General features: G+C 62.7%; 18 protein-coding genes. 9 read left to right on the top strand and 9 right to left on the bottom strand.

Annotation, left to right across the window (positions count from 1 at the left end):
- Window positions 1–43 precede the first annotated feature (43 nt).
- Genes AC1DLV_RS13680 through AC1DLV_RS13690 form a run of 3 tightly spaced genes read right to left on the bottom strand, consistent with a single transcriptional unit; the run spans window position 44 to window position 3,484 of the window.
- The gene (locus AC1DLV_RS13680; protein WP_476836172.1) at window positions 44–1,159 is read right to left on the bottom strand and encodes a metallophosphoesterase; all 1,116 of its coding nucleotides are present in this window, start codon (window positions 1,157–1,159) and stop codon (window positions 44–46) included.
- A 44-nt stretch (window positions 1,160–1,203) separates the two neighbouring features.
- The gene (locus AC1DLV_RS13685) at window positions 1,204–2,517 is read right to left on the bottom strand and encodes an O-antigen ligase family protein (RefSeq protein ID WP_476802024.1); all 1,314 of its coding nucleotides are present in this window, start codon (window positions 2,515–2,517) and stop codon (window positions 1,204–1,206) included.
- A complete protein-coding gene (locus AC1DLV_RS13690; RefSeq protein ID WP_476802025.1) occupies window positions 2,486–3,484 on the bottom strand; it encodes a glycosyltransferase family 2 protein in 999 nt (332 codons plus the stop codon). The genes AC1DLV_RS13685 and AC1DLV_RS13690 overlap by 32 nt, the downstream gene beginning before the upstream one ends.
- A gap of 161 nt (window positions 3,485–3,645) precedes the next feature.
- Between AC1DLV_RS13690 and AC1DLV_RS13695 the strand changes: the two genes are divergently transcribed.
- The 3 genes from AC1DLV_RS13695 to AC1DLV_RS13705 are packed head-to-tail and all read left to right on the top strand — an operon-like array spanning window position 3,646 to window position 6,481.
- Window positions 3,646–4,818 (top strand): glycosyltransferase, encoded by a 1,173-nt coding sequence (locus AC1DLV_RS13695; RefSeq protein WP_476802026.1) that lies wholly within the window; start codon window positions 3,646–3,648, stop codon window positions 4,816–4,818.
- Window positions 4,819–4,826: 8 nt separating this feature from the next.
- Complete coding sequence (locus tag AC1DLV_RS13700; RefSeq protein WP_476802027.1) at window positions 4,827–5,594, top strand: WecB/TagA/CpsF family glycosyltransferase; 768 nt, start codon at window positions 4,827–4,829, stop codon at window positions 5,592–5,594.
- Entirely contained in the window at window positions 5,591–6,481 is an 891-nt protein-coding gene (locus AC1DLV_RS13705) for a DUF6492 family protein (RefSeq protein ID WP_476802028.1), read from the top strand. Before AC1DLV_RS13700 ends, AC1DLV_RS13705 begins: the two co-directional genes overlap by 4 nt.
- Window positions 6,482–6,484: 3 nt before the next feature.
- Here the strand turns inward: AC1DLV_RS13705 and AC1DLV_RS13710 are convergent, their stop codons facing one another.
- A complete protein-coding gene (locus AC1DLV_RS13710) occupies window positions 6,485–7,780 on the bottom strand; it encodes a lipopolysaccharide biosynthesis protein (RefSeq protein WP_476836173.1) in 1,296 nt (431 codons plus the stop codon).
- A gap of 163 nt (window positions 7,781–7,943) precedes the next feature.
- Between AC1DLV_RS13710 and AC1DLV_RS13715 the strand changes: the two genes are divergently transcribed.
- The 6 genes from AC1DLV_RS13715 (at window position 7,944) to AC1DLV_RS13740 (ending at window position 16,270) form a co-directional block, all read left to right on the top strand.
- On the top strand, window positions 7,944–10,211 hold the full coding sequence (locus AC1DLV_RS13715) for a GumC family protein (protein WP_476802030.1): 2,268 nt from the start codon (window positions 7,944–7,946) through the stop codon (window positions 10,209–10,211).
- A gap of 112 nt (window positions 10,212–10,323) precedes the next feature.
- Window positions 10,324–11,220: a bifunctional methylenetetrahydrofolate dehydrogenase/methenyltetrahydrofolate cyclohydrolase FolD gene (gene folD, locus AC1DLV_RS13720; protein WP_476802031.1), complete on the top strand. Its 897-nt coding sequence runs from the start codon at window positions 10,324–10,326 to the stop codon at window positions 11,218–11,220.
- A gap of 71 nt (window positions 11,221–11,291) precedes the next feature.
- The gene (locus tag AC1DLV_RS13725) at window positions 11,292–12,254 is read left to right on the top strand and encodes a GlxA family transcriptional regulator (protein ID WP_476783550.1); all 963 of its coding nucleotides are present in this window, start codon (window positions 11,292–11,294) and stop codon (window positions 12,252–12,254) included.
- A gap of 73 nt (window positions 12,255–12,327) precedes the next feature.
- Entirely contained in the window at window positions 12,328–13,983 is a 1,656-nt protein-coding gene (locus AC1DLV_RS13730) for a vWA domain-containing protein (RefSeq protein WP_476802032.1), read from the top strand.
- Window positions 13,984–14,290: 307 nt separating this feature from the next.
- The gene (locus AC1DLV_RS13735; protein WP_476802033.1) at window positions 14,291–15,820 is read left to right on the top strand and encodes an ABC-F family ATP-binding cassette domain-containing protein; all 1,530 of its coding nucleotides are present in this window, start codon (window positions 14,291–14,293) and stop codon (window positions 15,818–15,820) included.
- Between the two features lie 99 nt (window positions 15,821–15,919).
- Complete coding sequence (locus AC1DLV_RS13740) at window positions 15,920–16,270, top strand: MliC family protein (protein WP_476802034.1); 351 nt, start codon at window positions 15,920–15,922, stop codon at window positions 16,268–16,270.
- Window positions 16,271–16,276: 6 nt separating this feature from the next.
- Here the strand turns inward: AC1DLV_RS13740 and AC1DLV_RS13745 are convergent, their stop codons facing one another.
- From AC1DLV_RS13745 to zwf, 5 genes are all read right to left on the bottom strand, one after another.
- On the bottom strand, window positions 16,277–16,675 hold the full coding sequence (locus tag AC1DLV_RS13745; protein ID WP_476802035.1) for a type II toxin-antitoxin system VapC family toxin: 399 nt from the start codon (window positions 16,673–16,675) through the stop codon (window positions 16,277–16,279).
- Window positions 16,672–16,923, bottom strand: coding sequence for an AbrB/MazE/SpoVT family DNA-binding domain-containing protein (locus AC1DLV_RS13750; protein ID WP_476802036.1), 252 nt, complete (start codon window positions 16,921–16,923; stop codon window positions 16,672–16,674). The genes AC1DLV_RS13745 and AC1DLV_RS13750 overlap by 4 nt, the downstream gene beginning before the upstream one ends.
- A 53-nt stretch (window positions 16,924–16,976) precedes the next feature.
- Complete coding sequence (edd, locus tag AC1DLV_RS13755; RefSeq protein WP_476802037.1) at window positions 16,977–18,800, bottom strand: phosphogluconate dehydratase; 1,824 nt, start codon at window positions 18,798–18,800, stop codon at window positions 16,977–16,979.
- Between the two features lie 64 nt (window positions 18,801–18,864).
- Window positions 18,865–19,560: a 6-phosphogluconolactonase gene (gene pgl / locus AC1DLV_RS13760; RefSeq protein WP_476802038.1), complete on the bottom strand. Its 696-nt coding sequence runs from the start codon at window positions 19,558–19,560 to the stop codon at window positions 18,865–18,867.
- A gap of 5 nt (window positions 19,561–19,565) precedes the next feature.
- Window positions 19,566–21,035 carry a glucose-6-phosphate dehydrogenase gene (gene zwf, locus AC1DLV_RS13765; protein ID WP_476802039.1) on the bottom strand — a complete coding sequence of 490 codons (1,470 nt, stop codon included), beginning with the start codon at window positions 21,033–21,035 and terminating at the stop codon, window positions 19,566–19,568.
- Between the last annotated feature and the right edge of the window lie 135 nt (window positions 21,036–21,170).

Below are 21,170 nucleotides of genomic sequence, written 5' to 3' on the forward strand. Positions count from 1 at the left end.
ACATAGACCGTCTTGAGGCCTTGCGGAAGGGCGATGTGCCACTTCAGCGTGTGCCATCCAACGCCTTGCTGAAAGCGTTGGTGAAGGTGACGCCGCCACGCGGGCCGGCCTCGGCCAAAACGACATCCATGAAGGCGTCTGTTACCCGGATGACGGCAAAGCCGCCCATGAAGGCTGCTTTCGGCTTGAACAGGTCGAGCCCGTCGCGCTTGTAGATCATTGCGGTGTCGTGCTGGTGGCCGTGGAAGACGCCAATCACGTTGGTGCCGGCGATGGCTTCAAGCAGCCCGCGCCGCTGGTCATCGCTCCACCAGTGTGGCTCGCCGCGTCCCGCATCATTGAATGTATGGGCATCCGCGTCCCACCTTTCAGTCGAGAATGGGTCCCAACCATAATGCTGGAACAGGATTACCGGTCGCCCGTCGCTGGCAAAGGTCTTGAGGTCCTGCTTGAGCCAGTCGAGCCCGCTGATCGCGCCCTTGGCGGTGTCGCCGGCGAACCTGTGGGTCTGGACCAGGTGCAGGCCGCCCCAATCCCATGAATAGCAGTCGGATGGCGCGTCGTAGTTGGTGGCAGGCACCGGCGGCTTGAAGAACACGCTGGGCCGGTGGTTGATTTCGACATAGTCGCGCATCTCGCGCCGGTACCAGTCGACATGCGGCGGCGGGCCGTCCTGGTCGAGGTCGTGATTGCCGAGCCCGACATAGACAGGCATATGCACGCGGTCGGGGCCGTTGCCTTCCTGGTAGCGCTGGCTGAATTGCAGAAGCTGCGTGCCTTCATGCGGCTGCGTCACTTGGCCCCCGCCATCGTCGGTGGCATCGCCGCCGATGACCAGGCCGAGCGAACGTCCGATCCTTTGGCCAGCCCCCGCCAATCCGCTTGGGGCACCGGCGATCTCGCGCGGCCAAGCGAATTCACCGACCTCGTTCAGCGCGGCGATATGCCGGCGCAGATTTTCGTCGGTCTTGCCTTCGGCCTGGCAATTGGGACTGAGACCGCTTGCCATGCGGCAGGCATGGATGTCGGCCGAAAACAGGAAGGTCGCATCGATCTTCGGCCAGCTGGCACTCCGCGCCGTGGGCACCTTGAGCAACGAGACGAGGCCGATGCCCAGTGTCTGGGCAAGCATCTGGCGTCTGGAAACACTGGTGATCATGGTGCGAGAATGTCTCTCTCGCCGCGCATGATCAAGTGCGCTGCTCAGGCACTCGATTTGTGGATGACCGTGCGCGAGACCAGCCGGAGCCCGAGCACACCGAAGACAAAGAACATCCACACCGGGTCGGTACGGCGGAAGAAGAAGCTTTCGAGGAAGGCGTTGAGCGACGTGAACAGCACCACCATCATGAAGAAGTCGCCGAGGAAGACGTTTTCCTTGTAGAGCGGGATGCGCATGTAGTCGCGCATCGGTGCGATCAGGAAAACATAGGTTGCCACCACGAGTGCCGGTAGTCCCATGGCCACCGCGAGATCGATGTAGCCATTGTGGCCATGCACGATCCCGCTGATGTCCCAGCCCTGGTCGAAGGTCTGATCGATCCTGGTGACAATGGGCGTACCCCAGAAGCTTTCATAGCCGTAACCGAACCAGGGCTGCCTGGCGATCATCTTGCCGGCAAACTCCCAGATCGTGGTGCGGCCGGTATAGGTGAGGTCCGGAAAGAGATGGGCGGCAAGCTGCTTCAGCGGGTCGATGAAGACGATGCCGAGCGTGGCGAGTGCTGTGCCGGTCACGGCAAGTGCAAACACCAGCGGCACGCCAAGCCGCATGCCGATCATTCCCGGCAAAAGCACCAGCAGGATCGACAGCGGCACGAGGCCTGCCGTGGTCTTCGAGCCGGTATGCGCCATGAAGACCATGGCCAGCAGAAACAGAACGATACCCGACCAGCGCCAGCCGCGGCGGAACAGGTAGATGCCGGCGAAACTGAAGCAGGCCATGACGGGTGCTGCGATGTTCTTGTGGGAGAAGGCGCCGCGCCATAGCCCTGCGTGTTCCGGTTCGAAGCCGCCGGAGCTATGGATCGCCACGCTCGGATAGAAAATGACGCCGCCATAGCAAAGCCCGACGACAACGAAGCCGGCGAAGGCGAGCACAGTCGAATAGGCATCACCGTCACGCGGCAGCGCCAGAACGGTGGCCATGGCGATGATACCGATGAGGGTGAATGTCGCGGCGCGGAAGGCGGCGCTCGGATCGATGGCATTCGCCACCGAAATCATGAAAAAGCACAAAAGCAGCAGCCAGGGCATGCCTGCCAGCGCGCGCAGCCGGCCCGGACCGGCCAGCGTCAGCAGCGCAAAGATGGCGAATGCGCCGAGCGATCCGAAACCGAGCTGGTTGACGATATCGCCGCCGCCATCGACGTTGGCACTCGCCGGCTGGAACGGCCGGAACGACACGATGACGATGGTCAGCACCATCGCGGCGACCGCCGTGGCAACGCCCGCTGGGGTGAACGCCGCCGAAAGCGGCGCCATTTCAGTTCTTTTCAGGCTGCCGATATTGCTCATTGGCATAACCGAAGTCGGCCATCACACGGCCGAGCGCCACATGGATCGGATAGATCGCGACCGACGGCGAACCGGTGACGACAAGACGCTTCAAAGCGCGCAGGGGCGAGACGGCAAGCAGCGCCAGGCTCTTGAGAAACACGCGCGTATTGGCGAATGGCGTGCCAGCATATTTCTTCTTGGCAACCAGTGTCGAGATGACACCGTTGCGCAAGGACCGGGCGCGGATCCAGTCGGCCTCAAGGCGCCGCTCCGGCACCGTTTCAAACAGCTTTGCTTCGGCGCACCAGCCGAGCTTGAAGCCCTTTTGCGCCGCCCGGCTCAGGAAGTCCGAATCGCCACCGCCCATGAAGTTGAAGCGCAGGTCGAGGAAGGGCGGGCCCATGGCCAAAAGCACATGGCGGCCGACCAGAAGGTTGCCTGACGAATAAAGTGCAGCGACGTGCCCGGTGGTGGAGTAGGGCGGCGCGAAGACCGGATGCGTCGCCCAGACTTGATGCGCAGGGTCGGCGAAGACGGGCACCTGCGGTCCACCGACGATGTCGACGCCAAGGCTTTCGGCGGCGGTGCACATGGTTTCAAGCCACAGCGGATCGGCCAGTTCATCGTCGTCGATCACCAGAAGCTTGGTGAAATTCGGAAAATTCAGGAGTGCCGTGTGCCAGCCGGCATTGTAGGCGCTGCAATTGCCACGCTCATGCGCGACGATGACGAGGCCTGCCATCGCACCGCTTTCAAACAACGGCAGCGCCGCGCGCATGCCTTCGCCGCCTTCGGCGTCGTTTTCCATGACGATGACAGCGAATCGTCGCGCGGTCTTTTGCTTGGCGAGCGAAGCGAGCGTTGCCAGCAACTGCTGTGGCCGGCGGAAGGTCGGTAGGGTGACCACCACTTCCACATCATCCACCGCCAAAGCAGGCGACATGCCTGCAATGGTCACGGATTTGAGAGGTGGCAGAGCATTCATGAAAGGGCGCCGGTTTCAGATGCCCCTCCCTATCACCGGCACCATAACGGTCGGTTAAATAGACCGCTAGCGGGTAGGTGGGCGTATTCCACAGCCCGCGTGAATTACTTAATGAAGACTTCACCGCGCGCTGCTAGGGCATGGGCAGGAATTTTGTTGCGATGCATCTACTGTTTGCCACATCCATCGTGCCTGACGGAGCGCTTTCCTCAGGCTACGAGATCGCCAATCAGGCGATCATCGATGCGCTGCGCCGTGCGGGCGTGCGCGTGACCGTGCTCGGCTTCGGCTGGCCGGGCAAGGCGCCGTCCGACCCTGAAACCATTCTCCTCGCTTCGCTTGATGTGCGTACCGACGCAGCACCCCTGCCGCGCAAACTCTCCTGGCTGGCGAGCGCGTTTGCCTCGGGCCTGACATTCGCGTCAGCCAAGCTGCGCGTGGTCTCCGATGAGACGGTGCGCCAGGCGATCAAGGCAGCCGGCCCGTTCGACGGCTACATCCTCAATTCGGTCCAGATGGCTGCTGCTTTTGAAAGCGTCTTTCAGGACCGGCCTTCGATCTTCGTTGCGCACAATGTCGAGTTCCGCTCGGCGGCGGAGAATTCGCAAGCCGCCAATGGTGCGTTTCAACGCGCCTTGTTCCGGCGGGAAGCAAGGCTTCTCGAAGTCATCGAGAAGCGGTTGTGCCGCAAGGCGCGTTTTGTCTTCACGCTGGCCGAGGAGGATCGCGCCGAGCTCGACGTTGCCTCCGAAACGCGCTCGGTGGCGCTGCCGCTGGTCACGCGTTCGGAGCTTTCGACCGGGTCCGGCATACGAAACATCGAATGCGACGCGGCCCTGATCGGCACCTGGACCTGGGAGCCCAATCGCATCGGCCTCGACTGGTTCCTGGGCAAGGTCGTGCCGCATCTGCGCGAGGATTTCCGCATCCATATCGCTGGCAGTGTCCCGGCCGGCGTGTCCTCGTCGCATCCCGGCGTCAAGTTCGTTGGCCGGGTGCCGGACGCCCAGGCCTTCGTACGCAGTGCCGCTGTCATCCCGCTCGTCAGCACGTCGGGCAGCGGTGTCCAGCTCAAGACCATCGAGACCTTCGAACTGGGCCTGCCTTCGGTGGCAACCGCGCACTCGCTGCGCGGCATCGCCCACAAGCCTCAGAACTGCATCATGACCGACGATCCCGCAGCCTTCGCCAGAGCGCTCGAACAAACCGTCGATCAGCGGGTCGCCGACGTCGACGGCAGCGATTTCCATCGCCGGCAGATCGAAGCACTCGACAGCGCGATTGCGCTTGGCCTCGCCAAGCTTTGTGCCGGCGCGCGTGAGGTGGCGGCGTGAGCATGGCGATGTCGAACCCAGCTGTGCCGGTCCGGCGCATCCTAGGCGTCCGGGTCGCCAGCCTGCGGCGTGACGAGGCGCTTGCCTTGTTGTCACGGGTTCTCAAGGAAAAGGCCTTCACCAAGGTCAGCTTCCTCAATGCCCACAATGCCAACATCGCCTGTTCCGACAAGGAATTTGCCGCGGCCCTCGACGATTTTCTCGTTCTCGCTGACGGCGTCGGTGTCGATCTCGCCGCGCGCTGGCTCTATGGCGCGCCATTTCCCGACAATCTCAATGGCACCGACTTCGTGCCTGCCTTGCTCGAGGCGTCGGAGAGGCCGCTGACGGTCGCTCTGCTCGGCGCAAAACGCGTCAATGCCGAGCGCGCCGCGGAGCGGTTGGCGGAGATCGCGCCAAAGCATCGTTTCGTCGTCGTTCACGATGGCTTCTTCACCGCTTCGGAAGAACCCAAGATCGTCGCCGATATTGGCGCGCTTCGCCCGGACATCTTGCTTGTCGCCATGGGAGTTCCGCGCCAGGAATTCTGGATCGCGCGCAACCTGAGGCCGGAACATTGCACGCTGCCGATAGCGGTAGGTGCGCTGCTCGACTTCCTCAGCGGCTCGGTGCCGCGCGCGCCTGCATGGATGCGCCATCTGCGCCTCGAATGGTTGTTCCGCCTGATAATTGAGCCGGGCCGGCTGTGGCGGCGCTACATCGTTGGCAATCCGCTCTTCCTGTTTCGCGTGCTGCGCCAGAAGTTTGGCGGGCAGGGCGGGGAGGACCGCTCTTGAACGCCAAGGGCACATCGGTGGCTCCGGATGCCGCACTGGTGACGGCCAGCTATGCCGCCGATTTCGAGCGCTGCCGCCTGCTGTGCGAGACCGTCGATCGCCACGTTATGGGCGCCTCGCATCACTATCTGCTGGTCGAGCACCGCGACGTGGCGCTGTTTCGTCAACTCGAAGGCAGCCGCCGCACTGTGATTGACGAGCGCGATCTGTTGCCGTCCTGGCTGCGCGACATACCCGACCCGACAAGCCTGTTTAAGCGCCGCATCTGGTTGAGCCTGAAGGCACCGCCGCTGCGTGGCTGGCACGTCCAGCAGTTGCGGCGCATGGCCATTGCCGAAAAGATCGAACAGGAGACACTTGTCTATGTCGATTCCGACGTCGCGTTCCTGAAGCCATTCGATTGCGCCAGGTTCTGGCGCGACGGCAGGTTACGGCTTTTTCGCCGCGATGATGCGCTGCTTGCCCCTGGCCACGAAAACCATCGTGTGTGGTCTGCGAATGCCGCCGCCGTGCTTGGCATTGCTGCGCCCGACATTTCGCCGCACGACTACATCTCGACGCTGATCGCCTGGCGTCGCTCAAGCGTACGCGACATGCTCGCCCGGATCGAAGAGATCAGCGGCCGGCATTGGGTCGAAGCGGTGTGCGCACGGCGCAAATTCTCCGAATGCATGATCTATGGCCGCTTCGTCGACGAGGTCATCGACGGTGCCGGGCATTACCACGGATCGGAGGAATTCTGTCGGGTCCATTGGACCGGAACGCCACTTTCGGATGCGCAATTCGAAGCCTTCGTCGCGGCGATGTCGCCGGAACAGGTGGCTATCGGCATGCAGTCTTTTATCGGTACCGATCTTGGCCGTATCCGCAGGCTGGTCGCCGCCTGACGCTCAGATCGCCCGGGCTGGCCGACGCAGAGCCGAATAGGTCACTGCGGCCGAGGCGAGGTACAGCAGCGCGAACATGCCGTTCAGCGACCATATCAGCGTCTCGGTATCGGCGACCCGTAGCAGCAACATCGACAATAGTGCAGCCTTCAGTCCTGCGAGCAATGCCAGATTGCCGGCGCGGATCAGGGTCTGGCCGCGCGCGAACAAAAGCTCTGCGTGATATTCGACGAGATTGCGCAGGGCCGGCATGAAAAGCGCGAGCCCAACCAGCGGTGCGGCCTCCGAGACATTGCGTCCGAGGAAATTGGGATAGAAGTGCAGTACCACGGCGAGGAACAGCAAGGCCGATGTGGAGACAATAAGGATGCCGGCTTCGATGCCGATCTTGACCTTCAGCTTGGCCAACATTTGCGGCGCTCGCATCATTCGCTGCACCAGCATCATCGAGAAGGTGCGGATCGGGATGGCCGTGAGGTCGACCAGCCGCATGACGATGGCGTAAATGCCGGCGAGATGTGGCCCGCCCATGGCCAGTACCAGCAGCTTGTCGAATTCCATCTGCAGATAAAACAGAACCTCGGCGCCGGCGACATAGATCGAATCCGAAAGCCTGCGCCAGTAGAGATCCGGTGTCAGCCTGAGCCGCTGGCGCGGATAGAACATGCCGAAAGCCAATGCCAGCGAGACGAGATTGCAGGCGACGTAGAAGCCGGCCCAGGCTTCGATCGTGTGGCTGGGCCAGAAAATGAACAATGCTGCCGCCGCAGCTTTTATCGCTGACGTCAGGATCGCCAGTATTGCCGCCTTGCCGAAGCGCCCGAGACCGTTGTTGACGATCATTGCCACCTCGACCGGCCGCCAGAGCAGGGCTTCGGCGAAGATCACGGTGGCGAAAATTGCGGCGGGCAACGTGTTCTTGAAGAACAGGAACCAGGTCAGCGCCGAGGCCGCCGCTAGCAACGGCAGCGACAGCAGCGCCAGCATCAGGAAGCCTGCGGTGTAGCTGCCGATCAGCCGGGGACGGATTGTTGCCGTCCGGTAGAGAGCCGAGATGAAGCCGAAGGCAAGTGTGCGCGACAGCATCACGCCGGCGGCTGAGGCAGTGGCGAAAAGTCCGAAATCGGCGATCGTCAAGGTGTTGGCGAGTGCCACGAAATAGATCAGCGAAAAGACCAGTCGTCCGGCAGAGCCGCTGATCGCCGAGAAGTAGTCGCGCAGGACAGCGCGTCGACCCGACAGGAAACTGCCGATACGCTGGCGCAGCGGCATGCGCGGTATGTCATTTGCCTGGGTCATGATCGGGCCGGAGGATAGGGGCCAAAACTTAATGTGCCGTTCCGCGACGGATGCATAAAATGCCACAAAGGCAGATAATTAACCTTTTGTTTCCCACGCCTGTTTAGCTTGGGTTAACGACCGGACAATGATCCGGACTATCCTGTTGGAAGCTGCCCGAAACATGGACGAATCTGGAAATCGCGACGACGGGAGGCGCAAGCGTTCGCTGCTCGCGCAGGACCAGCACGCCGCTACGCCCAAGTCCAAGGGGGCCTCGCTTCTCTCGATATCCGTCGACGAGCATGAGGAGGCTGGGGCGCAGGATCCGGTGACTCGGCATCGCATGGCGCGCCTACGCCGTGAAGCCGACCGTGCCGCAATCGCCGAGGCTCCGCATGCGGCGGAGGTGAAGCCCAACAACGTCAAAGACGCGTCTGCAAGCGAAGGCGCAGCGTCGACTCCGTCCTCGATGATCGGCAACTGGCGCGACAGATTGCTTGGCCCTACGGTTCCCGCTGCCGCGATGGTTCAGCCTGTGGTCCCGGATACGGCGTCATACGATCAAAGTGACCATGACGATGTCCGTTGGAAGCCGCTGATCGATCCGATGAAAGTCATCGGCGGGATTACCCGCTCGAAGCTGCTGATCGCCTCGACCACATTGGTGGGCGCGCTCATGGGCGTGGCGATCGCGCTGTCGACGCCCAAGATGTATCAGGCGTGGACCGAGATGATCGTCGATCCGCGCAACCTCAAGCTCTCCGACCAGGAGTTGACTGTTGGCAACCTGCCTTCGGACGCGACGCTTGCCGTCGTCGAAAACCAGGTGCGCGTGCTGACGTCGGGGTCGGTGCTGACCAAGGTCGTCGACAAGCTCAACCTTGCGGAAGATCCAGAGTTCAACGGCACCGCTGGAGGCGGTTTCAGCGTTCGTTCTTTCCTGCGCTCGCTGATTTCCCGCGATGATACGGCAACAGGAGATTCGGCCGGTCGCAAGCACACTTTGGCAACGACGCATCTCGCCGAAGCGCTGACCATCGAGCGCGGCGCAAATACGTTCGTCGTCTCGATTGGAGCAAAGACGGAAGACGCCGAAAAATCGGCGCTCATCGCCAACACGATGACTGAAGTCTTCATGCAGACCTTTGGCGAGTTGCAGGCTGGAACCGCGGGACGCGCGACCGACGAGCTTAGTGCCCGCCTCAATGAAATGCGCAAGTCGGTTGAAGCAGCCGAACGCAAGGTAGAGGCCTTCAAGGCCGAAAATGAACTTATCGATCCGCAGGGACGGCTGATCACCGACGACGAAATCCAGCGGGTCAACGACCAGCTGACTGCTGCGCGCTCGCGTACTTTGGAACTTAACGCGCGCGCGGCATCGACACGCGGTCTCGGCGTCGACGCGGTCTTGAGCGGAACCTTGCCGGAGGCCATCAACTCTCCCACGATCAATGAATTGCGGGCGCAGTACGCAGCACTTACCCAGGAGGCGGATCGGGCGGCAGTGAGGCTTGGTCCTCGCCACCCAGAACGTCTGGCTATCGAGGCCCAGTTGACCGGTGCACGTGAGCGCATCGCAACGGAGCTGCGCCGTGTCGCGGCTTCCATCCAGGTCGAGCTCAAGCGCGCCGTTCAGATGGAGCAGGAGCTTGCTGCTCGCCTTGCCCAATTGAAGGTGCGCCAGGGCAGTGTCGGTGATGAGCTTGTCACGCTGCGCGAGCTCGAACGCGACGTCACCGCCAAGCGCGCCGTCTACGAGGCGTTCCTGCTCAGGGCGCGTGAAACGGGTGAGCAAAGGGACATCAACTCGGCCAATGTGACCGTCATTTCGACGGCTTCGCCGCCGCTTCAATCGACCGGGCCGTCGCGCGCCATGATCTCGATCGCCGGCATGCTGCTTGGTTTTGCATCGGGCGTTGGCATCGGTGCGTTACGCGGCGCGCTCGAAAGCCTGCGCGATACCGCCAATCGCCGCGCTCGCGCCAAGCCGGTATCGCGCCGCAGGCCCGAGGAGACGACAGGAAGCGAGTCGGACGCGCGTCCCACGGCACCTGCGCCCAGGGCCGAGGTAGCTGCGCCCCCGGATGCTCGCTTGGCTGAGTACCCCGCGGCCGATCAGGCGATACCGGCGCCGCTGCCGGTTCAGCCGCAGCCGATGCACCCGCCGGCTGGTCAGCCGACTCCACAAGGCGGTTTCGTGCAGTCATATGCGCCCTATTCGCAAGCAGGCTACGATGCAGCCGTGCCGCCCCAGCCTGGCTATCACACGCCATATCCCTACCCGCCGCAGCCGGCCGGCTATCATCCCTGGCCCCCTGTGCAACCACAGGTGCCGCGCACCGAGCCGCCGGCAGCGCAAAACCAGATCGACGAGATCAGCGAGAGCCTGCGCGAGGTGCGCAAGGAGTTGAACCAACTCAGGGAGCGCCGCTCGCGCCGCTACTTCTGAAATTCTACCCAGCGGTTTCGAGTTTACGGCACCGGACGCCGCAATGGCGAGGTTGCGGGTCGGAAATTTGATGACAATGCCGCCTCGAACGATGCAGCAGACGGAGTGAGCCATGGCTGAGATCATTGACGGAAAAAGTGTCGCGGCCGAGGTCGTCGAAGGCGTCAAGAAATCGGCGGCGACACTTGCCGAGCATGGCGTGAAGCCAGGGCTCGCCGTGGTCATCGTTGGCGAGGATCCGGCCAGCCAGGTCTATGTCGCCAACAAGTCGCGTACGGCCAAGGAATGCGGTTTCCATTCGGTCCAGCACACGCTTGCCGCCGAAACCTCGGAAGTCGATCTCGTCGCGCTGGTCGAAACGCTCAATGGCGATCCTGATATCCACGGCATTCTCGTCCAGCTGCCGCTGCCCGGCCATATCGACGCCGGCAAGATCATCCAGACCATCGCGCCAGACAAGGATGTCGACGGCTTCCATTTCATCAATGTCGGCAAGCTCGCCACCGGCGAACTGGACACGGCGCTGGTGCCTTGCACGCCGTTTGGGTCGATGCTGCTCATCGAGCGCAAGCACGGCAAGGACCTGTCGGGGCTCAACGCCGTTGTGGTTGGCCGCTCCAACATCGTTGGTAAGCCGATGGCCAATCTCCTGCTTGCCGCCAACGCGACCGTCACCATCGCCCATAGCCGCACCAAGGACCTGCCGGCGCTGTGCCGCACCGCCGACCTTCTCGTCGCTGCTGTCGGCCGGCCTGAAATGGTCAAAGGCGACTGGGTCAAGCCAGGCGCCACAGTCATCGACGTCGGCATCAATCGCATTCCGGCACCCGAAAAGGGTGAGGGCAAGTCTCGCCTGGTTGGCGATGTCGAGTTCGCTTCGGCCGCCAAGAACGCTGGCGCCATAACCCCGGTTCCGGGCGGCGTCGGGCCGATGACCATCGCCATGCTGATGGCCAACACGCTGGTGTCGGCCTATCGCCATGCCGGCCTCGAACATCGGGGGTTCTGAGTGAAAGCGGCGTTGTTGAAACCGGCGCCGCTTCCTTGCCCAAGCCTGCGCTTTCTGTAGATTTGGCTTCGATGTCAGAGCCCCACCCCGAAGGTCGCCAGTTCGCATTCCTGCTGGTCGACAAATTCTCGATGTTCTCGCTTGTTGCCGCTATCGACACCTGTCGGTCGGCCAACCGGCTGCTCGGCCGCGACGTCTATGGCTGGACAACGGTTTCGGCCGATGGCGAGGCAGTGATCGCCTCCAACGGGCTGCCGCTCAAGGTCGACTATTCCGTCGCCGACGTGCCGGCGGTCGACATCATGTTCGTCTGCGTCGGCGTTGCCACCGAATTTCCAGGCAAGAGCAAGGTACTTGGCGCGCTCCGATCCTGGGGGCGGCGCGGGGCAGCGCTCGGAGCGCTTTCGGTCGGCTCCTACTTGCTCGCCGAGGCCGGCCAGCTCGACGGGTACCGCTGCACCATCCATTGGGAAAACCGTGCCGGTTTCATGGAGAAATTCCCCGATATCGAGTGCACCAACAATGTCTTTGAGATCGACCGCAAGCGCTACACTTGCGCCGGCGTGACCACCTCGATCGATCTGATGCTCGAGATCATCCGCCGCGATTTCGGTACCAATCTCGCCAATGAAGTCGCCAACCAGTTCCAGCACGAGCGCATCCGTTCGGCCGGAGACCGCCAGCGTGTCGGACCCGAGCGTGATCTCACTGGCAAGTCGGACAAGCTGAAGCGCATCGTCGAGCTGATGGCCGACCATCTCGACGAGCCGTTGTCGGCAGTGCAGCTCGCCAAGACCGCAGGTCTGTCCGTCCGCCAGGTCGAGCGGCTATTCCTGCGCCATCTCAACGTCACGCCGGGGCGCTACTACATGCGGCTCAGGCTTGAGCGCGCCCGCGAGCTTTTGCGTCAGACCAACATGCCGATCCTCGACGTGGCGATCGCCACCGGCTTCACCTCGCACTCCTATTTCGCCCAGAGCTATCGGCTGCAGTTCGGCCGCCCACCAAGCGAAGAGCGCCGCACCACCTATTGATCGATCCCAGGGTTGTCAGTCTGATGCCCCTTGTTTAGCCTCGCCGCATCAACCTGAATCGGCGAGGGATGGCATGAAGGCGTTTACACGAGGCATCCTGGCGTCTGCCCTCATGCTGTCGGCAATGGCCACCGCGCATGCCGCCGACCGGACCATCATCGTGCTCGACGCCTCGGGATCGATGTGGGGTCAGATCGACGGCAAGCCCAAGCTGGAGATCGCGCGCGAGGCGCTGCGCACGGTGCTGAAGACGGTGCCGGCCGACGCAGAGCTTGGCCTGATGGCCTATGGTCACCGCGAAAAAGGCAGCTGCACCGACATCGAGCTTGTCGTGCCGCCAGCCGCCGGTTCGGCGAGCGCCATCACCGCTGCCGCCGACGGCATGAAGTTCCTTGGCAAGACGCCGCTTTCCGCCGCCGTCAAGCAGGCCGCCGAAGACCTCAAATACACCGAGGAGAAGGCAACCGTCATCCTCATCACCGACGGGCTCGAGACCTGCAACGCCGATCCGTGCGCCCTCGGCAAGGAGCTCAAGCAATCGGGCGTTGACTTCACCGCCCATGTTGTCGGTTTCGGCCTGACGGCGGAAGAGGGCCGGCAGGTCGCGTGCCTCGCCGAAAATACCGGCGGCAAATACATTCAGGCCTCCGACGCCAAGGCGCTGGAGGAGGCGCTGGTACAGACGGTTGCAGCACCACCAGCGCCCGCGCCGGCTCCAACTCCTGCACCCGAGCCGGCCAAGCCGGAGTTCAATTTCGTGCCTGAAGTGACGATGGCAGCAGGCGGCCAACCGCTCAAGGATGCCGGCAACGCCTACGAGATCTACAAGGCCAATGACGACGGCACCAAGGGCGAACGTGTCGCCACCGAGTACAACAACTACAAGGGTTCGCTGGAAACCGGCGACTACATTGTCCGTGCTGTTCTCGGCGAGGCAGCAGTCGAGCAGCCGCTCAAGGTCGAGGCTGGCCAGGTCTACAAGCCGCTTTATGTGCTCAACGCCGGCACCCTGGTTGTCCGCCCGCGCCCGAGTGAAGGTGCTGATGTCAATGATGGCGCAACCGTCGTCGTCGAATATCCCGGTGGCAACGGCCCTGCCACCAACTATGGCCAGACCAGGATCGTTTTGCCCGCCGGCGCGCAGACGCTGACGGTCAAGATCGGCGAAGGCGAAACAAGCGAGACGATCCAGCTTGCCGCCGGCCAGACCATCGAAAAGGATGTCGTGGTCGGCGTCGGCCACGTGCTGGTCAATGCACTCTATGCTGAGGGCGGCGAGAAAGTCGACGCGTCGGGCCTCGACGTGAAGATCTACAAGGCCAAGAAAAAGATCGACGGCACGCGCGAGCAGGTGACCTATGCCTTTGGCTCCGACGCCAAGTTCGATCTCTCCGCTGGCGACTATGTCGCTGTTGTGAGGATGGACCAGGCCGAGGTCGAGCAGCCCTTCAATGTCCGGATTGGCGAGCGCGGCGATGTAACGGCTGTTCTCGACGCCGGCGTTTTGGCCGTCAGCGCCCCGGGTGCCAAGACGATCAAGGTGTTTTCGGCCAAGAAAGACATCCAGGGCGAGCGCAAGGATTTCGGACTGGCTTATGACGAGAAGCACCAGACGACGCTGCCTGCCGGCGACTATGTCGTGGAAGTCGATCGCGAGGCCAATGGCGGCAAGAAGGAAGGCACGGCGACCGTCCATGCCGGCGAGCGCAGCGAAGTAACCATCCAGTAGGATTGCAACTTGGTGCGAGCGCGGCTATTTAGACAGCGCAACTCGTCAAACAAACAAAGGAGGGCTGCGTGTACACGTTTTTTCGTCACCATCGTCAGCGCGGCCCCGTCCACGCCCTGCAAACAAGTTTGCAGGGCTGACCACAGACGATCGCCAAAGCGTATCTCTTTATTGGTCTGCCCTTCGTGGTGATGCAGCGCTGAGCCTATGAGCTCGCGCCGCACGTGACAATCCACCGGTCCAGCTTCCCCAGATGCATCCCTTGACCGGATGCGGGATGACGGTCCGGACCGACCAGAGAACGACTATGGCATTGATCAATCTGAGGTCCCTTGGCGTAACGCTTGGCGCGCGCCTTTTTTCCAATCTCAATCTTTCCGTCGAGCCGGGCGACCGTCTCGGCATCGTCGCTGCCAATGGCCGTGGCAAGTCCACGCTCTTGCGTTCCATATCGGGCGGCTTCGAACCGACGTCGGGCGACATCACCCGCGCGCGCGGCCTACGTGTGGGCCATGTCGAGCAGGACGTGCCGGCCAGCCTGAACGCCGCGACGTTTTTCGAGGCGGTTCTTGGCGCCCTGCCACAGGATCAGGCAGAGAGCGAAAGCTGGCGCGTCGACATCGTGCTCGATGAGCTCGATGTGCCCGAAGCCATGCGTGAACGCCCAATGTCCCAGCTGAGCGGCGGCTGGCAGCGGCTGGCGATGCTGGCCCGCGTCTGGGTGACTGAGCCCGACATGCTGTTGCTCGACGAACCGACCAACCATCTCGATCTTGCCAAAATCAGCCAGCTCGAAGGTTGGCTGAACGCGCTGCCACGTGATGTGCCGGTGGTGATCTGCAGCCATGACCGCGCCTTCCTCGACGCCGTGACCAACAAGACGCTGTTCCTGCGCCCGGAAAATTCGCAGGTCTTCTCCTTGCCTTATTCCAGGGCACGGGCGGCGCTCGATGAAATCGATGCCTCCGACGAGCGGCGGTTTCAGAAGGACATGAAGACGGCGCAACAACTGCGGCGGCAGGCGGCCAAGCTCAACAATATCGGCATCAATTCGGGCAGCGACCTTCTGGTGGTGAAAACCAAGCAGCTGAAGGAAAGGGCTGAGAAGCTTGAGGATGCGGCTCGGCCCGCACATCAGGAGCGATCGGCCGGTGCTATCAGGCTCGCCAATCGCGGCACGCATGCCAAGGTGCTGGTCACGCTCGACGATGCGCTTGTTACTACGCCCGACGGAACGCTGTTGTTCAGGACAGGCAGGCTGTGGCTGCGCCAGGGCGATCGTGTCGTGCTGCTGGGCCGCAACGGCACCGGCAAGACGCGGCTCGTCAACATGGTCAGGCAGGCGATCGGCGCCCCTGAAAATGCCGGCGATGCCGTCAAGGCGACGCCGTCTCTGGTGCTTGGCTACGGTGATCAGGGCCTGTCCGATCTTGAAGATCGCGACACGCCGCTCAGTGTGCTCACCAGGCGTTTCGAGCTTGGCGAACAGCGCGCCCGCACCTTGCTGGCCGGTGCCGGCATGGGCATCGACATGCAGACGAGCCAGATCGGCCGCTTGTCAGGGGGCCAGAAGGCGCGCCTCGGCATGCTGGTGCTGAGGCTGACCAATCCGAACTTCTACCTGCTCGACGAACCGACCAACCACCTCGACATCGACGGGCAGGAAGCCTTGGAGGACGAATTGCTGAAGCACGAGGCGAGTTGCCTGCTCGTGTCGCACGACCGCAGCTTCGTGCGCGCCGTCGCCAACCGCTTCTGGCTGATCGAGAAGAAGCGCCTGATCGAAGTCGAGAGCCCGGAAGGCTTCTTCACCGACGTGGGGAGGAACGGCGCCTAGCTTCTGGTGCGAGAAAAACCCTGCTGGAGCTTCGGCTTCGGCAGGCCTTTTCACCGTGCTATCGTTCTTGCAAGAAACGCGAAGTCAACGGAGGTAGAAATGCGTTTGTTCTTGGCGGCAATGGTGCTGGCGTCAGCCGTTGGCACAGCCTCGGCGACCAACGTCACTTTAGAATTGCCCGGCGACGCCAAGGTCGAGCGGCAGTCAGTCGCCTACAAATGCGGCGACCGCGACGTGAAGGCTGAATACATCAACGCCGGCAGCAATTCGCTTGTCGTGCTTGGGCTTGACGACGAGACAGTCATTGCCGTGACGGTGCTCAGCGGCTCTGGCGCCAGATACGCCGGCCAGCAATATGTCTGGTGGACCAAGGGCGACAATGCCGACCTTTACGACCTGACCAAGGGCGAGGAAGCGCCGGCGGTGTTTTCGTGTGAAGCGGTGAAGTAGCTCCGTTCAGGCCAGCAGCTCTGCCTCGACGCCGATCTTCCTGACTAGGCTTGCCGCCTTCTTGTCAAAAGTGAGGAACGTCGAGCCGCCTGACTGTGCGCCCTCGAAGGCGATGACGCCGTCTGCAAAATCGCCGCCGGCGAGCAACACCGCGATGCCCGCATCGGCGGCCGGCCGGTTCGTTTCGACAATACTGGAGGCAAGGAGCTGTCGAAGCGACGCTGCCACATTTGCGGCCGGGCGTTTGTAGCTCTGCCTCAGGACCCAAACCAGCTCGCAAAGTGTGGTCAGTGGAACGACGATGCTGTCGGCGTTCTCCAGAGCGCGCAGGGCGGTCGCTGTCTGGATTTCGTCATCCATGACCGCGATCCGCACCAACACATTGGTGTCGGGTGTGATTTTCACCTCTTGCCGGCCCAGCCATCACGAATGGCCTGGTTAATCTCTTCAAGGGTGCGGGCTCGCTCCCCCGGCTGGTGCAGGCTGCCGATGAAGCCCTTGAGTGCATCCTTTGGCTTGACCGCGCTCAGGCTTGCCTTGCCGTCGGGCAAAACGTCGACGGCAATCTTGTCCCCGGGCTTGACGCCCAGATGTTGCAACACCTCCTTGCGGAGCGTGACTTGGCCCTTGGCTGTAACGGTCAGGATGGTCATGACGCACCTCTGGCCGAAAAGTAAGGCAGAACTGCCTTACTTTCAAGCCGATGTCACGCCGTCCCGAACACGCTTGCGCCATGGTCGGCGCGGCCGGCCATCTGGCGGAAGCCGGCGAAGAGTTCGCGGCCGAAGCCATATTCATTGCCTGAGAGGTCGCAGACTGGAGCGGGGCGCAGCGCCAGGTCGCCGGCTGAAACTAGCACTTCAAGCGTGCCTTCTTCGGCGTCGAGCCGGACGATGTCGCCGTCATGGACGCGGCCGATGGGGCCGCCTTCGAGCGCTTCGGGCGTGACGTGGATCGCCGCTGGCACCTTGCCCGACGCGCCCGACATGCGCCCGTCGGTGACCAGTGCCACCTTGTGGCCGCGGTCCTGTAGGATGCCAAGTACCGTGGTTAGCTTGTGCAGTTCCGGCATGCCGTTGGCCTTCGGTCCCTGGAAGCGGATGATCGCGACGAAATCGCGGTCGAGCAGGCCGGCCTTGAAGGCATCGTTCAGCCCTTGCTGGCTGTCGAACACCAGCGCCGGCGCCTCGATGATGCGCCTATCCGGCTTCACCGCCGATGTCTTGATGATTGCGTGGCCGAGATTGCCGCCAAGCACCTTCAGCCCGCCGCTCGGCTGGAAAGCCTTCGATGCCGGCGCCAGTACTTTTTCGTCGCCGCTCAGCTTGGGGGCTGGTTCGCGCATCACCGAACCATCGGCGCCAAGCTTGGCCTCGACCGCATAGGGACGCAAGCCTTCGCCCCACACCGTCTGCACGTCCTCATGCAACAGGCCAACGTCGAGCAGTTCGCGGATCAAGAAGCCCATGCCGCCAGCCGCCTGGAAGTGGTTCACGTCGGAAAGCCCGTTCGGATAGACGCGCGCCAGCAGTGGAACCGCGTCCGACAGATCCGAAATATCCTGCCAGGTCAGCCGGATGCCGGCGGCTGCCGCCATGGCGATCAGGTGGATCGTATGGTTGGTCGAGCCGCCTGTGGCATGCAGCCCAACGACGCCATTGACCACCGAACGCTCGTCGATCATGCGCCCGGCGGGCATGTATTCGTTGCCAAGCGCTGTGATCGCCAGCGCGCGCTTGGCAGCCTCGCGGGTCAGTGCTTCGCGCAGGGGCGTGCCCGGATTGACGAAGGATGCACCCGGCGTGTGCAGGCCCATGATCTCCATCAGCATCTGGTTGGAATTGGCGGTGCCATAGAAGGTGCAGGTGCCAGGGCCGTGATAGGATTTCGACTCGGCTTCGAGCAGCTCGGCGCGGCCGACCTTGCCCTCGGCATAGAGCTGGCGAATCTTGGCTTTCTCGTCATTGGGCAGGCCCGAAGTCATCGGCCCGGCGGGAATGAAGATTGCCGGCAGGTGGCCGAATGTCAGTGCTGCGATCACAAGCCCCGGCACGATCTTGTCGCAGACGCCGAGATAGACCGCGGCGTCGAACATGTTGTGGCTGAGCCCGACAGCAGCAGCCATGGCGATCAGGTCGCGCGAAAACAGCGACAGCTCCATGCCTGGCTGTCCCTGCGTGACGCCATCGCACATCGCCGGCACGCCGCCGGCGACCTGGGCGATGCCGCCGGCCTCGCGCGCCGCATCCTTGATCAGCTGCGGATAGGTCTCGAACGGCTGATGCGCCGACAGCATGTCGTTGTAGGAGGTGATGATGCCGATATTGGCGACCTTGTCGCCGCCGAGCGCCACCTTTTCAGATGGGCTGCACACGGCAAAGCCATGGGCGAGGTTGCCGCAGGAGAGCACGGCGCGGTTGGCCGTCTTGCCGGCCGCCTCGGTGACCCGGCCGAGATAGATCTCGCGGCTGACCTTGGAGCGTTCGCGGATACGCTCGGTGATGGCTTGGATGTCGTTCCTGGCGGTCATGGCCTTAGTCCTTTCAACTCGGCGCCCGAAGCTTGGGAGAGGGCATCGGGCAATGGACGTCCGCTCAGGGCGCCCAATAAATCTCGGCGGCGCGCGGTGCCCGGTCGAGCACGGTGCGGATTGGCAGAGCCTTTTTCGCCGCCATGGCGCCATCAAGCACGGAACGCTTTTCAGCACCTTCGATGTGCACGACCAGCAGCCCGGCTCCGACCAGTGCCGGAAGCGTCAGTGACAGGCGCGGCTCGCCCGCGCTTGCGGCATGCACCGGCATGACGATGCGCGCCGAAGTCGGGTCGAGCAGGGCATCAAGCCCCTGTGCGTCGGGGAAAAACGAGGCCGTGTGGCCATCGCCGCCCATGCCCAGGATCGCGGCATCCAGCGGCCAGGGCAGGGCGCGGATTTCGGCATCGGCCATCGCCGCAGCGTCTCCGACGGTAGCAGCCTCATGATAGAGCGGCGCGAACCGGGCGGCGGCGGCATTGTTCTGCAGCAGGTTCGCCTTGGCCAGCGACGCGTTGGAACGCGGCGAACTCTCAGGAACGAAACGCTCGTCGACTAGCGTCACGATGACCTTGCTCCAGTCGAGCTTTTCCTGGGAAAGCGCTGCCATGAAACGGCCCGGCGTGGTGCCGCCTGACACGGCGAGGAAGGCCTCACCGTGCCGTGCGATCGCCGCTTGCAGCGCGTCGGCGACCTTGGCGGCAAGTGCTGCCGCCAGTTCATCGCGCGTCGCAAACTCGTTCCAGCGGGGCAGGGCCATGGTGCTCAATTGCTTTCGTGCCAGGTGCGGCCGTCGCGTTCGATCAGGGCGATCGATGCCGATGGGCCCCAAGTGCCGGCGGTATAGCCTTGGGCTTCCTGGCGGCTGGCTTCCCAGGCGTGCTGGATCGGATCGATCCATTTCCATGCCGCCTCGACCTCGTCGCGGCGCATGAACAGTGTCTGGTTACCACGCACCACATCCATGATCAGCCGCTCATAGGCATCGGGCGACCGCCCGTCGAAGGACTGGGCAAAACTCATGTCGAGCGGGATCTGGCGCAGGCGCATGCCACCAGGACCCGGATCCTTGATCATGATGAACTGCTTGACGCCCTCGTCGGGCTGCAGGCGGATCACCAGCTGGTTGTTGAAGATCGGCCCGGCACTCTCGCCGAAGATCGAATGCGGGATCGGCTTGAACTCGATGACGATCTCGGAAACGCGCGAGGCCAGCCGCTTGCCGGTGCGCAGGTAGAAAGGCACGCCAGCCCAGCGCCAGTTGGCGATTTCGGCCTTGATGGCAACGAAGGTCTCGGTGGTGCTTTCGGCACCTAGTTCTTCGATGTAACCCTTGACCGGTCCGCCGGCGGAAGCTCCGGCGCGGTACTGGCCGCGCACGGTGTGCTTTGGCGCCTCATTGCCGTTGATGCGCTTCAGCGCGTTCAAAACCTTCAGCTTTTCGTCGCGTACCGCATTCGCCTCCATCGAGGCAGGTGCCTCCATGGCAACGAGGCAGAGCAGCTGCAGCATGTGGTTCTGCACCATGTCGCGCAAGGCGCCGGCCTTGTCGTAATAGGTGACGCGGTCCTCAAGGCCGACGGTCTCGGCGACGGTGATCTGGACATGGTCGATATTGGCCGAGTTCCACAGCGGCTCGTAGAGCGCGTTGGCGAAACGCAGCGCCATCAGGTTCTGCACCGTCTCCTTGCCGAGATAGTGGTCGATGCGGAAAATCTGGTGCTCGCCAAAATCGTCGCCGATGATGTCGTTGAGCGCCTTGGCCGACTCAAGGTCCCGGCCGATCGGCTTTTCCACGACAATGCGCGAATCTGGGGTGACGAGCTTGTGTTCCTTGAGATGGTCGGAGATGTCGCCGAATAGGCTGGGTGCCACGGCGAGGTAGAAGACCCGGATGCGCTTGCTATCGGCAACCGACTTCTTCAACTCGGCAAAGCCATCACCCGACTTGGCGTCGATCGCGACGTAGCTCAGCCGGTCGAGAAAGGTCTTAAGCTCCGCCTCTTCGATATATTCCGGTTTGACGTGATCCGAGATCGCCTTCTTGGCGAAGGCGCGGAATTCCTTGTCGTCCATCTTCGTGCGCGAGGCGCCGATGATGCGCGTCGGCTCGGAAAACTGGTGGTCGCGCTGGCGATGATAGAGCGCCGGCAGCAATTTGCGTTCCGACAGATCGCCGGTGCCCCCGAAAATGATGAAGTCGAAGGGATCGACGGGGATGATCTGGCTGGTCATTTTCTATCCGTTTCCAAGACGGTCGCGATGTCGCCGCCCGATATATGCTAATCGATTTAAAAACGCCAGTGCCTAGGTGTCACAGTTTCGTTTTCGACACAGCGGTCGCACCAGCCCAACATAGGGCCACGGCGT

The organism is Aminobacter sp. 01T433 (assembly GCF_056398585.1).

Bases quoted from the DNA above. Each gene is read 5' to 3' on its own strand.
- AC1DLV_RS13680 (WP_476836172.1), bottom strand. From the start codon at position 1,159: ATGATCACCAGTGTTTCCAGACGCCAGATGCTTGCCCAGACACTGGGC.
- AC1DLV_RS13715 (WP_476802030.1), top strand. From the start codon at position 7,944: ATGGACGAATCTGGAAATCGCGACGACGGGAGGCGCAAGCGTTCGCTG.
- AC1DLV_RS13700 (WP_476802027.1), top strand. From the start codon at position 4,827: ATGTCGAACCCAGCTGTGCCGGTCCGGCGCATCCTAGGCGTCCGGGTC.
- AC1DLV_RS13695 (WP_476802026.1), top strand. From the start codon at position 3,646: ATGCATCTACTGTTTGCCACATCCATCGTGCCTGACGGAGCGCTTTCC.
- edd (WP_476802037.1), bottom strand. From the start codon at position 18,800: ATGACCGCCAGGAACGACATCCAAGCCATCACCGAGCGTATCCGCGAA.
- zwf (WP_476802039.1), bottom strand. From the start codon at position 21,035: ATGACCAGCCAGATCATCCCCGTCGATCCCTTCGACTTCATCATTTTC.
- AC1DLV_RS13735 (WP_476802033.1), top strand. From the start codon at position 14,291: ATGGCATTGATCAATCTGAGGTCCCTTGGCGTAACGCTTGGCGCGCGC.
- AC1DLV_RS13685 (WP_476802024.1), bottom strand. From the start codon at position 2,517: ATGAGCAATATCGGCAGCCTGAAAAGAACTGAAATGGCGCCGCTTTCG.
- AC1DLV_RS13710 (WP_476836173.1), bottom strand. From the start codon at position 7,780: ATGACCCAGGCAAATGACATACCGCGCATGCCGCTGCGCCAGCGTATC.
- AC1DLV_RS13750 (WP_476802036.1), bottom strand. From the start codon at position 16,923: ATGACCATCCTGACCGTTACAGCCAAGGGCCAAGTCACGCTCCGCAAG.
- AC1DLV_RS13730 (WP_476802032.1), top strand. From the start codon at position 12,328: ATGAAGGCGTTTACACGAGGCATCCTGGCGTCTGCCCTCATGCTGTCG.
- AC1DLV_RS13740 (WP_476802034.1), top strand. From the start codon at position 15,920: ATGCGTTTGTTCTTGGCGGCAATGGTGCTGGCGTCAGCCGTTGGCACA.
- pgl (WP_476802038.1), bottom strand. From the start codon at position 19,560: ATGGCCCTGCCCCGCTGGAACGAGTTTGCGACGCGCGATGAACTGGCG.
- folD (WP_476802031.1), top strand. From the start codon at position 10,324: ATGGCTGAGATCATTGACGGAAAAAGTGTCGCGGCCGAGGTCGTCGAA.
- AC1DLV_RS13725 (WP_476783550.1), top strand. From the start codon at position 11,292: ATGTCAGAGCCCCACCCCGAAGGTCGCCAGTTCGCATTCCTGCTGGTC.
- AC1DLV_RS13690 (WP_476802025.1), bottom strand. From the start codon at position 3,484: ATGAATGCTCTGCCACCTCTCAAATCCGTGACCATTGCAGGCATGTCG.